The sequence below is a fragment of the Lysinibacillus sphaericus genome, assembly GCF_005217585.1.
Classification (GTDB): Bacteria; Bacillota; Bacilli; order Bacillales_A; family Planococcaceae; genus Lysinibacillus; species Lysinibacillus sphaericus.
This window is the reverse complement of record NZ_SZPT01000004.1, coordinates 111,854-124,603: the sequence shown is the minus strand read 5'-3', so window position 1 is coordinate 124,603 and position 12,750 is coordinate 111,854. Positions and strand designations below refer to the sequence as shown.

Sequence of the window (12,750 nt, the reverse complement as noted above, 5' to 3'; positions counted from 1 at the left end):
TAACATGAACTCAAATTTACAATTAGATGCAAAAGGTTTATCTTGTCCAATGCCGATCGTAAAAACAAAAAAGGCGATGGATACACTAGCTTCAGGTGAGATTTTGGAAGTACAAGTAACAGATAAAGGGGCTTTAGCGGATATCCCTGCATGGGCAAATGCAGGTGGTCACACGATTTTAGATAAATCGGAAGACGCTGGCGTCATTACATTCTTTATTCAAAAAGCGTAATGAGACGGGTGAGTGTTCAAGCAGGACACTCACCTTTCCACTTCATTCTACAATGCATTTTGCCGAATGCAGTAATAGCCTTGGTAAACTTAGCTTTTGCGTTAAGGAACAAGGTGTAAACGACTTGAAAGAAGGAAAAATAGATGGATATAACATGGGTTATTACGATATTTTTAATCGGCTTTGTAGGATCTTATATTTCAGGTATGCTTGGTATTGGAGGCTCGATTATTAAATATCCAATGCTATTATATATTCCACCTTTACTAGGATTTACTGCATTCACAGCACATGAAGTATCAGGTATTAGTGCTGTACAAGTGTTTTTCGCTTCGATTGCAGGGGTATGGGCATATCGTAAAGGTGGCTATCTAAACAAATCCCTGATTATTTATATGGGTGGGGCAATTTTAGCAGGTAGCTTTGTCGGTAGCTTTGGTTCCCAATATTTATCGGAGGCAGGCGTTAATATCGTTTATGGGATTTTGGCGCTTATAGCGGCAATTATGATGTTTATTCCTAAAAAGCAAATTGACGATAAGCCAATGAATGATGTTACTTTTAATAAGCCCGTAGCGGTAATTTTAGCATTCATAGTCGGTATTGGTTCTGGTATCGTAGGAGCAGCAGGTGGTTTCCTACTTGTACCGATCATGCTTGTTGTACTAAGAATTCCAACGCGTATGACGATTGCTACAAGTTTAGCCATTACTTTTATCTCTTCCATTGGGGGAACAATAGGAAAGCTAATGACGGGGCAAGTGGATTATTATCCAGCAGCCATCATGATTGTGGCAAGTTTAATAGCAGCGCCATTAGGAGCAAAAGCAGGGAAAAGTTTGAATACGAAAGTATTACAAGGGATATTAGCTGTCTTGATTCTAGCAACGGCTATTAAAATTTGGATGGATATTTTATAGGAGGATAACAATGAAAATTGAAGTGTTTTCTGACTTCTCATGCCCATTTTGTTATATAGGGAAAAGAGAGTTAGAACAAGCAATAAAAGAGGCTGGATATACTGATCAAGTAGAGATAGAGTACAAATCCTATCAAATTGATCCTACTGCACCGAAAGAGACGGGGCAAAGTTTTTATGAACATTTTATGGCTCAGCAAAACGTAACGCGTGAAGAAGCTGAACAAATGACAATTGGTATTACTGAACGAGCAAAGGAAGTTGGGCTCACATATCAATTTGCTGAGATGAAAAAAGTGCATACAGAGAAAGCCCACCGCTTGGCAAAATGGACGAAGCAATTTGGGAAAGAAGCCGCTTATATAGAAGCGTTAATGGCTGCTTATTTAATGGAAGGTAAAGACTTAAATGATGATGCCATGTTGCTAGCGGTTATTAAAGAGTTAGGCTTAGATGTTGCCGAAGCACAACAAGTATTGAATACAAATGAAGCTTTTAAGGAAGAGTTAGATAAAGATCGCTACGATGCGCAACAGATTGGGGTACAAAGCGTGCCATTCTTTGTTTTTGAAAATCGTTACGGTATTAAAGGTGCTGAGCCGAATGAAGTATTCGTACGTACATTGCATCAAGCTGCGGAAATTGCTGGTATTAAACCTACTTTAAATATGGTTGGTAACGGTGATGCTTCTTGTGCGGATGGTGCATGTAAATTATAAGTGCATCATCATACGCTGTTGCACAAAAATGAAAAAGTGTTAGATTGACTGAGGTCAATCTAACACTTTTTTTGCTATGCCGAAGTTGTCGCTACGGCGGCGCTTTCCGCTCAGCACAGTAAGCCATAACCCTCTGCTTGCGTTCTGAACAGGAGAGTAACCTCTGCGCTAGCGTTATTCCTACCGAACAATATGCTACAAAGCAAGCCGTTGGTTTTATTTAATCGTGTTAGCAGATAAAAGTGGAAACTACAAGGGGTATTAAGCATTGTTTCTGTTGTTATAGTACAAATTTTTATGTATATTAATTCCATTTTTATCGGCTTTATGGTTCTAAAATTGCGAAGTGTGAGAAAAATCACATCCTGCCATATATTATCTTGCTAGAATAAAATTAACATACAAAGGGGGGTATTAGTGATGAAGAAAATGACAACTGGTATAGCAGGAACAATCTTAATAGCTGCTACTCTTTTTGTTGGAGCAGCCATTAGTGACAAAATATTAGGTGACGCCAATGGTGAGACGAACGAAGCGGCGATTAAAACACAAATACCAACGACGGCAAATTCACAAAAAGTCGTTTACGCTCCACCAAGTATCGAAGAAGTACCGGATGGACCGATGAAAGAAGCGATTTTATATGGTTATGAACTGGTAAGTAATACGCATGTTGCGGCAGATGAATACGTAGGAAATCAGCTATCTTGCACAAGCTGTCATGCAGGTGCAGGGTATGATGAACAAGCTTCTTCTCTAGTTGGTGTCACAGCTAACTATCCACAATATATTGCTCGTTCTGGAGGCATTGTAACGATTGAAGAGCGCATTAATGGTTGTATGGTGCGAAGTATGAACGGTAAAAAATTTGAAATGAATAGTGATGAGCTTGAAGCGATGGTAGCCTATTTTGCTTATATTTCACAAGGCGTGCCTGTTGGTGCAGAGCGTGAATGGGCTGGCACAAGTAATATGAAAAGCGTCCCTATTCCAGATGTAGCACATGGTGAAGAACTTTATGCGCAATCTTGTATTGCTTGTCACGCTGCTGATGGTTCTGGAACGGGTGCAACTACAGGTCCTGCATTATGGGGCGAAAATTCCTTTAATGATGGAGCGGGCATGGCACGTATGTCTAAAATGGCTGGCTACATTCAAAACAATATGCCAGTTGGAGCGGGTGGTACGTTATCAGATCAAGATGCTGCTGATTTAGCTGCTTACATTTTATCGCAAGATCGTCCAGAGTGGACCAACCACGATAAAGACTGGCCTAAAGGTGGTCGTCCTAACGACTTAATGAACAAAGAAAAACGCGAACAAGTGAAAAATGGCACAATTGATTGGGAGCAAGTGCTCTCTACGAACTAACAAGTGCCAGTCACTCAAACAATTTTGAAATTTAAAAATCCACGAAGACTTCTTTGGGAACACACGAGTTGTTGTGTCTTACAATGTACCCATGGAAAGCGGAGTGGATTTTTTCGCTGTAGGAGAGTACATACTAGATAAAAGGTGCTAATGGAATGACTTAAACTGATGAAGATATGTTTCTGTAAAACCTCTTGTTGTCGTTAGTGGCTAGTAAAGGAAAGTTCGTTCATGAATTTGTTATACTAGCAGTATTAGGAAAAACAGCGGGAGGTGGCACTTGTTGGTTTATTTGAAGTTACTAATTCAAATTATTTTTGTTGCAGGAATTATTTATTTTGTTAGCGGACGGTTAATAGGTTCTAATATAAATTTTGTACGCAGAGTGCTCTCTGTTGTTATTAGTGTTACGCTTACGTCCTTTGTATATTGGTATTCCTACTTACGCCATCGAGATTTTTTATCGGAAACGATGATGCAAACCGTTACGGAAGTAAGCACCCTTATTTGGATAGGTAGTATGCTCCTTATCTCCATGCTGCTCTACCTCGTTTTCGAACTTTTTGATCCGATTGGTATTAAAGGTGGAGAGCGCCGTCATGGGCAAAAATCAATTTTATTGAGATTGCGTAGCTACTGGCGTCAGCAGAAGCGATTACGTCAGGTGTTAAAAATTGCAGTGACGAATGGGATTGTCCAAACGATTAAATATGCGAGGCAACGAGAAAATGAAAAGGAGCTTGCCATTGCCTTAAGAACAACGTTAGAGCAATGCGGCGGGATTTTCGTCAAATTCGGGCAAGTACTATCTACGCGTAAAGAATTATTTTCTCCAATTATCATTGATGAGCTAGAACATCTACAGCAAAGTGTAAAACCTTTGCCGCATGAGCAGGTGACAAAGATTTTAGAAACTTCCTTGCCAAGGTCAGTAGATGATGTCTTTATTCACTTTCAAATGGAGCCATTAGCAGCAGCCTCTATTGGACAAGTACATAAGGCACGACTGAAAAATTACGAAGAAGTTGTGGTGAAGCTACTGCGTCCTGAGGTAAAGGGAATTATGCGTGATGACCTTGATATTTTAGAGGAATTTGCAAATTGGTTTTCCAACAAATCTACTTGGGCAGAGTCGTTAGGCTTTCGAGAATTAGCTGGTGGATTTGCTGATGGGTTAAGGGAAGAAATTCATTTAGATATCGAGGTACGTAATACATTACAGGTAACAAATGCTCTTGCTAAAAGCGATTATAAAGTGCGCATCCCTAAAATATATACAGAGTTTTGTGATGAAGACATTATTGTTATGGAATACGTTCGTGGTAAAAGTGTGGCGGAAGGGGCATCTGAATTTCGACGACTAAACATTGATCGTAGCCAATTTGCACGTACAATTTTGTATTCCTTTTTTGAACAAATGTTATTTTCAGGGATATTTCATGCCGATCCACATCCAGGGAACGTTTATATTGATGAGACCGATGGAGTCCCAATTCTGCTAGACTTCGGAGCGGTTGGACGTCTAGGTGCTACTCAGCAAGAAGGGTTAAAGCTATTTTTACTAGGTATTCAACAAAATGATTCAGGTATTTTATATGATGGCTTAATGCTACTCGTAGAAAATAAAGAACATGCGGAACGTGCTAGGGTAGAGCAGGCTATGGATCAAATCTTGCTGAAAATATCCTATGTTGATCGTATCCCTACCGAAGAACTAATTCATTCGTTATTTACAGTGGTACGGGATTTTGGTCTTGCGTTTTATCCTTCTGTTGGTTTGGCGCTTCGATCTTTAGTAACACTAGATGGAACATTGCGTGTAATTGATTCACAATTTGATATTTTTACAGAAGCGAAGGATTTTTCGGCATCTTATATGCGAGCTGCATTTTTAAGACCGTTTAAAGAACCTTTAGAAACAAAAGAGCGTATACAGGAAGAACTGTCGATGTTAATACCTACTTTACGGAAAATGCCAAGGCGTATCGATCAGCTAATTCAACGAGTAGAAAGTGGAAAAATTATATTGCATCATGATATTTTTTCAGATGACCACAATGCACGTTTCATTACTCAGCTATTTTCCCGTTTTGTCTTATTACTTGTCGGCATTACATTTGGAATCATTTCTGTTGCGTTGTTAGCCATTTCTCAATTTATACATGAACCATATGCAGTGTATTTGAATACGGCCGCATATCTAGGGTTATTTCTGTGTGCAATATTATTAGTACGGCTGTCCATTCAAGCTTTACGTTCAATGAAATAGTAGGTAGGGGATGATTCTCCTACCTTTTTTATATTACAAAAAGATTACAAAACACCAAGGTGAAATGGACTACTTGGAGATGAAAACGTCATTTTCTAGCTGTATATAAAGGTTTTATAGAAAAATGTCGCGTTTTATACAATGTTACAATTATATTTCGAGTTTTACTTTACGATTAAAACGGTGAGAAATAGTATAAAAGTTACGGCATTAATGCTAAACTTTAAAAGGCTAATAAAAACATAAGAACTTAATTGAATCGTTCAAGTATTTACATAAGGAAATAAAGAGCGAAATTGATAGATGAAGGGAAATGAAGATTCATGGGTAAGCGCAATAAATGGCGTAAGTCGATGGTGCTAACATTAGCACTTGCAGGCGGCTTATTATTTAATACAGTACAACCGATTGAAGCACACGCTGAAGAAACGTCTCAGCAAATGATCGAGAAAAAAGCAAAAATCGATGCGGAAGTAAAAAAATTAGAGACAGAATTACAACAGCTACAACAAGAAATCGATGAAAAAGTGAAAGTATTTAACCAAGTACAAGCTGATATCAAAGAAGTAGATGCAGGTATTGCTGAAACTGAAAAACGCATTGAGCAACGTTCAGCTATTTTAAGTGAACGTATGGCGGCTTATCAAGCACAAGATAACACTGTAGGTGTCTATTTAAGCGTTGTGCTAGAAGCAAAGAGTTTTGCAGATTTAATGGACCGTGTCGTAGCGGTTAAAACATTAATGGATGCTGACCAAGAGCTAGTAAATCAACAAGAAGCAGACAAAGTGAAATTAGAACAACAAAAAGCAACATTAGATGAAAAACAAAAAGAGCTTCAAAAACAATTCCAAGAGCTTCAACAAAAGGAAAGCGAAATGGAAGTGAAAAAAGCTGAAAACCAAGCAAAATCACTTGCATTAAAGGCTCAAATTGCAACGAAACAAGAAGAAGAGCGTTTAGAAGCTGAACGTAAGGCTGCTGAAGAAGAAGCGGCTCGTTTACGTGCACTTCAATCAGCTACACCTGTTGTTCAAGTGAACAATAATGGTGGCAAACCACAGTCAATCGTCGTGGGGTCTGGTGCTGGTACAGCATCTTCAGGTGGTGCTATTTCAACTGCCAAGCAATTCCTAGGTCGTGCGTATGTTTGGGGTGGTAGTAACCCTACAACAGGCTTTGACTGTTCTGGTCTTGTACAATGGTCTTACAAGCAAGCTGGGGTATCATTACCTCGTACAGCATCACAACAATACTTAGCAACACAACGTATTTCAGCAAGTGAAGCTCGCGTTGGTGATTTAGTATTCTTTAGCTATGGTTCAGGCGTAGCACATGTTGGGATTTACCTTGGTAATAACACAATGATTGATGCGCAAAATAAAGGCGTAGTGATCGAATCACTTGATTGGTGGAACCAATATTTAGTAGGCTTCGGTCGTATTCAATAAGCTTATAAAAGTTAGACGAATGAAATAGCAAAAAAGTTAAATAAAAATATACAATAGCATCTATTATCGGATTATCACGATAATAGGTGCTATTTTTATTTGCAGTTAAGTCCTTTTAGTGATTTAAAATCGATTGATAATGAAAATAGTAATAGTTATTCCTTATAGAAATAATGCTAAAGTATCGTATTTGAGAGAAGTTTGAGAGTTACTATTGTTATGCTGATTACGGCATTCATTTTAGAAAAATAAAGAGGGAGAGGAGAAATAGAATGCAGAATAAGAAATTGATACATGTTGTTATTATTTTATTCATGCTACTTAGCTTGCTTCCAATAACACCAAAACAAGCAAAAGCAGCATCGTTAAAGCAAATATTTTTAGGACAACCACAAACGGTATTTTCGGGTACTCAGATTGCCTATGAAAGAAAAACAGTAGCTATTGGAAAAGATAGTGATGGTAAACTCCACATGGCAGGAATGTTGCGTACACAATCCCCTTTTACGATAAGTGATTTAAAAGGAGAACCGGTCTATCAATTACATACTGAAAGCCCGGAGATAAATGAATTTTATGGCACGGCACTGACTGATTTAGATGGTGATGGTAAACAAGATATTGTTTCAGCTGGACCAAATGGCGTTCAAGAAAGCCCTAATAATATTATTTTATGGAACCATGATAATCAAATATTAACGAAACAATCTACGTTTAATCTTTTTTCAAAAGCCTTTTATGGTACTAGTGTGCAAACGGGAGATGTCAATAATGATGGGAAAAATGATGTCATTTGGTTTACAACTGATAAAATATATGTCGGCATTAATAATAGTACACCAAATAATCCTTCATTCTCATTGATAGAGAATGTGGGTGTAGATAATCAATCGGGAGTTCAAAGTTGTTCTATGGGGGATTTTAATGGTGATCATAATTTAGACTATATTTGTTCGACAAATAATAAAAATCATAATGATTTATTTAAAATTGGACTAGGTAATGGCGATGGTACATTTCAGCTTGAAGCAGTACCTCAAAGATCGGATAGTATAGTCTCACTATATGTTGCTTCAGATGATTTAAATCAAGACGGAAAAGATGATTTTATATTAGCGAGAGGTAGTTTCCAATCGAATTCAATTGTAATATATGTAGGGCTTCGTAATAGTACGAATACAGGCTTTGATATAACGCTATTAAAACAAAGTGGATTTATCAATGGCTCAATAGCAATTGGTGATTTAAATAATGACGGCTACAAGGATTTTGCTCATACAACCAATGATGCAAATCAAACAAAATTAGATATTCACCTTAATAACGGGGCAGGTCAATTTAACAGTGCGCCTGATATTTCTAAAGATGGGGGACATATCAAGCAACTATTTATAGAAGATATGAATAATGATGGTGTTAATGATATTTTGACAGTTGGAACTAGTCAAGTTAGTTATTATCCAGTAAATCCATATAAAGAAGTTACTAATTTAGCGCTCGATCAAACGAATATAGCGCTTAAAGCAAATGCAACAAAACAGTTAACAGCTTTATTTACTCCTGCGGATGCAACATCTCAAGATGTAACGTGGGAATCTAGCGACTCCACGATTGCAGCAGTTGACCAAAATGGTTTGGTGACAGGGTTAGCAGAAGGTAGCGCTACCATTACGGTCACTTCAACAAAAGATGGCACAAAATTTGCAACATGTAATGTTTTAGTTGGCAATCCACCAACATTATCTAATTTAACTGTGAGTGAAGGAACACTAAGCCCTGCTTTTGCAGAAGACACAAATGACTATATCGTCCATGTAGATAATGCGGTAACTTCATTAAAGGTAACACCGACAGTGATGGATACTGCAGCTACAATAAAAGTACTAGATACAGATGTTACTAGTGAAAGTCCATCTGATGAGCTTTCACTTCAAGTTGGGAAAAATAGTATACCTGTCGTTGTGAAATCTATCGAGGGTATCGAAAATACGTATACTCTAACTGTAATCAGAAACGCAAGTAGCCCATTGGTTACAAGTGCTTCGACTACGGAACATAGCCAAACACAAAGCGGATTAGTTATTACATCAGAAGATGGAAATGCCGTTACACATCTAAAAATTAGTAATATTCAAGGTGGGGCATTATTCAAAAACGATGGTACAACAGTCATCCAAGATGGAGATTTTATTACCATTGCAGAAGGGAATAGTGGCTTAAAGTTCACGCCGACACAATATTTAAATTCAGTGGCAAATGATGTCTTTAGTTTTGATGTTGCTGCAGCACTTGATACAACAGATAGTGGCTTAAGTAATACGGCTCAAGCTACTATTACTGTGAGTGAAGTGAATGATGAACCAATCGCGACAGATGATACACTATCAGTGAAAGAAAATGCTAAAGCTAAAATCATCACGTTTGCTGAGCTGCTTGCTAATGATAAAGCAGGTCCAGAAAACGAAAACAATCAAAAACTTAGCATGAAATCTGTTGATAATGCAGTAGGCGGAACGGTAACGATTGAAAATGATGAAATTAAGTTTGCCTTTGAAAAGGATTTTAAAGGTCAAGGGAGCTTTAACTATACAATTGTAGATGATGGTACAACTTCTGGATTAATTGATCCGAAAGAAGCAACAGGAAATGTCGTTTTTTCTGTACAAGAAAACCAAATACCTACTGTCAATGAACCGATTGCAAATCAACAAGGTATTGCAGGTGGCGATGTTATCTCCTTGGACTTGTCAAATACGTTTAAGGACTTAGATAATGATTCTTTGACATTATCCGCAACCTCAAATAAAGAAGCAATTGCAACAGTTTCAATCAAAGATAATAATTTAAAAATTAACCCATTATCAGCCGGCCAAGCTACTATTACTGTGACTGCTGAAGACGACTTTGGAGGCAAAGTTACAACTGATTTTGAAATAACGGTTGTACAACAATATACTGTTACTTTTGAAGTGAATGGCGGTAGTAAAGTACAAGCGCAAAAAGTAAAAGTAGGAGCTGTCGCTACAAAACCAAGCGAAAATCCAACAAAAGCTGGATACACTTTTGGCGGTTGGTATATGGATCGTGAACTGACGAAGGTGTTTGATTTTACAAAAGGTATAGTAGGCAATACAACGGTCTATGCGAAGTGGGAAGTGATATCTAGTGGTGATGGTGGTTCTTCTAGTACTCCGTCAACGTCGGAACCTACTCCAAAGCCGACTCCTACAGAAGATGTAAAAGTACTTGTTAATGGTAAAGAAGAGGCCATTGGTAAAGCGACAAGCACACAGGTAGGAAATCAAAAAGTAATGACGGTAACGGTAGATTCTAAAAAGTTACAGGAAAAACTAGCGGCAGAAGGTAAAAAAGCAGTTGTGACTATTCCTGTAAACAAGGATGCTGATATCATTATTGGAGAATTAAATGCTCAAATGGTAAAAAATATGCAGAATGAGCAAGCATTAGTAGTTATTCAAACACCAACAGCTTCTTACACATTGCCAGCTTCACAAATCAATATAGATGCAATTTCTACAGAAATAGGAAAAGATATTTCACTTGAAGACATTAAAGTACAAATCGAAATTGCGAAGCCTACAAACGATATGGTGAAGTTTGTAGAAAATGTGGCACAACAAGGTAATTTCTCTTTAATGGTTGCACCTATTGAATTTACTGTAAAAGCGGTAAGTACTATAAAAACGGTTGATATTACAAGCTTCAACGCTTATGTTCAACGAACAATAACGATACCAAAAGACGTGGAAGCAAGCAAAATTACAACGGCTATCGTCGTTAAACAAGACGGCACAGCACAACATGTACCGACAAAAGTGATACAAAAAGAAGGAAAGTACTATGCGGTTATTAATAGTTTAACAAATAGTACGTATGCTCTTGTTTGGAATCCTATTGAATTTACCGATGTGGCTAATCATTGGTCAAAAGAGGCTGTGAATAATCTTGGCTCTCGAATGATTATTAATGGAGTACGTGAGGGCATATTTGCACCTAATCAAGATATAACACGTGCACAATTTGCTGCTATTATAGTCCGTGCGCTCGGTTTAAAAACAGATGACCTTACTAGTCATTATGCAGATGTAACAACAGATGCATGGTATGCAAGCTATATCAATGCTGCAAGTGAATACAAGCTTATTCAAGGTTACAGCAATGGTCACTTTGGACCGAATGATAAAATTACACGTCAGCAAGCAATGACAATTTTAGCGCGTGCTTTGTTGTTAACTGATATAGATACAACGATTTCAGAGCAAGAAGCGGCAACTATTTTAGCTGCGTTTATAGATGAAGGACAAATTGCTGAATATGCTAAATCTCCTATTGCAGTTGCAGTAAAAACAGGTTTAGTAACAGGTAAGGCAAATAAAACAATCGCGCCAACTGCTAATATTTCGCGTGCAGAAGTAGCGGTAATAATCGAACGCTTCTTAAAGAAAGCAGAGCTTATTAATTCAAAGTAATAGACAATAATATAGGGCACTTCTATTTATCATGAATAGAATGTGCCCTGTGTTTATTTTTATTTGTCGTTGGATAGAGCCGTAAATCATAGCTTAGCGAGCTACTTACGTCTTGACGTCCACCATTTTTCAAGCAACTGTCCAATTTATTTCACATCTGCTAGATTTTAAAATTGATTTTAATAACCCCTGTTTCTTTTAAGGCGAACAATAAGATGATAACAAATGGCCCTACAAGTAAGCCGATGATACCAAATAGTTGTAGACCGACAAACATCGCTATTAATGTTGGCAGAGGAGATAAACCAATATGTGCGCCCATTACTTTAGGCTCGACAGTTCGACGAATAATTAATAAAATAGCTGCAAGAACAAAGAGCTTAATGGCAATCGATGTATTCCCCATCAACAGGTGGTAAGTTCCCCAAGGCGCTAAAATAATAATGGAGCCGAGGAACGGGATAACATCAATAATCCAAATAATAAAAGTCATTGTTAGCGCAAATTTTGGTTGAATAAGGAGTAATCCAATAAATGTAACTCCGGCAATGATAAAGCTAACAAGAACTTGTGCCTTCATAAAACCGAAAAATGCATCTTTTAAACGATTCGTAATAATTTTTAATTTCTTTTCTGTTGATGGCTTTAAATATTTATAAGTTATCTGTTTTAATTTAGGTAAATCGAGCATAAATAAAAATAGAGCAATCATATAAACGAGAAGACTAATAAAGAGGCTTGGAATTTGTGAAAAGAAGGTCGTAACTTTGGTATAATTAAAGAAGTTTAAAAAAGATTCTTCAATTTTCTTAATAAAGTCGGTTGCCGTTTTTTGAAGTGAGGAACTCACTTCAGTAGGAAAGTCTTCTGTATATTTTGAAATATTCTCTTGCATATGCCCCCACATCTCAGATAGCTTAGAAATATAGTAAGGTGCTTGTTTGGAAATGGAAATTATTTGCGACATTAGTTGGGTAATAGTAAAGTAACAGATAATAGAAATAAAAATAACACTTACTATGTATATAAACGCAACAGCTATTTTCCGAGACATTTTCCATTTTCGTTTAAAAAACATGACAATGGGTTCCAATAAAAAAGCTGTAATACCCGCTAATAGTATGGGCACGGAAACTGGTATGATAAAATATGCAGCTACTAGTAGGCATATAATCGCTAGCGTTCGTATAATCAACTTTCGAGTTATAGATCTATTCATAAGCTCTCCTTTTTATCATTAATTTAAGTACAGTGTAACACAATAAAATTAAAATTTAAAAACGTTCTGAAAGTAATGAA

The 12,750-nt window shown here is 37.3% G+C and carries 8 protein-coding genes; 7 read left to right on the top strand and 1 reads right to left on the bottom strand.

Translation table 11 applies throughout. The annotated features are described in order from the left end of the window. The first annotated feature begins 4 nt into the window (after window positions 1-4). From FC748_RS16755 to FC748_RS16725, 7 genes are all read left to right on the top strand, one after another. Window positions 5-232, top strand: a complete 228-nt coding sequence (locus FC748_RS16755; protein ID WP_024364583.1) for a sulfurtransferase TusA family protein — start codon at window positions 5-7, stop codon at window positions 230-232. A 143-nt stretch (window positions 233-375) separates the two neighbouring features. Beyond that, on the top strand, window positions 376-1,152 hold the full coding sequence (locus FC748_RS16750; RefSeq protein ID WP_024364582.1) for a sulfite exporter TauE/SafE family protein: 777 nt from the start codon (window positions 376-378) through the stop codon (window positions 1,150-1,152). A 10-nt stretch (window positions 1,153-1,162) separates the two neighbouring features. Continuing rightward, window positions 1,163-1,870 (top strand): DsbA family oxidoreductase, encoded by a 708-nt coding sequence (locus FC748_RS16745; RefSeq protein ID WP_108030804.1) that lies wholly within the window; start codon window positions 1,163-1,165, stop codon window positions 1,868-1,870. Between the two features lie 420 nt (window positions 1,871-2,290). Beyond that, window positions 2,291-3,241, top strand: a complete 951-nt coding sequence (locus tag FC748_RS16740; protein WP_108030805.1) for a c-type cytochrome — start codon at window positions 2,291-2,293, stop codon at window positions 3,239-3,241. 283 nt (window positions 3,242-3,524) lie between these two features. Further along, window positions 3,525-5,510: an ABC1 kinase family protein gene (locus tag FC748_RS16735; RefSeq protein WP_024364579.1), complete on the top strand. Its 1,986-nt coding sequence runs from the start codon at window positions 3,525-3,527 to the stop codon at window positions 5,508-5,510. Window positions 5,511-5,833: 323 nt separating this feature from the next. Then, window positions 5,834-6,961 (top strand): C40 family peptidase, encoded by a 1,128-nt coding sequence (locus FC748_RS16730; protein WP_029747435.1) that lies wholly within the window; start codon window positions 5,834-5,836, stop codon window positions 6,959-6,961. Between the two features lie 272 nt (window positions 6,962-7,233). Further along, window positions 7,234-11,451 carry an S-layer homology domain-containing protein gene (locus FC748_RS16725; RefSeq protein WP_108030806.1) on the top strand — a complete coding sequence of 1,406 codons (4,218 nt, stop codon included), beginning with the start codon at window positions 7,234-7,236 and terminating at the stop codon, window positions 11,449-11,451. A gap of 160 nt (window positions 11,452-11,611) precedes the next feature. Here FC748_RS16725 and ytvI read toward each other — a convergent pair whose 3' ends face one another. Next, on the bottom strand, window positions 11,612-12,670 hold the full coding sequence (gene ytvI, locus FC748_RS16720; protein ID WP_024364578.1) for a sporulation integral membrane protein YtvI: 1,059 nt from the start codon (window positions 12,668-12,670) through the stop codon (window positions 11,612-11,614). Window positions 12,671-12,750 lie beyond the last annotated feature (80 nt).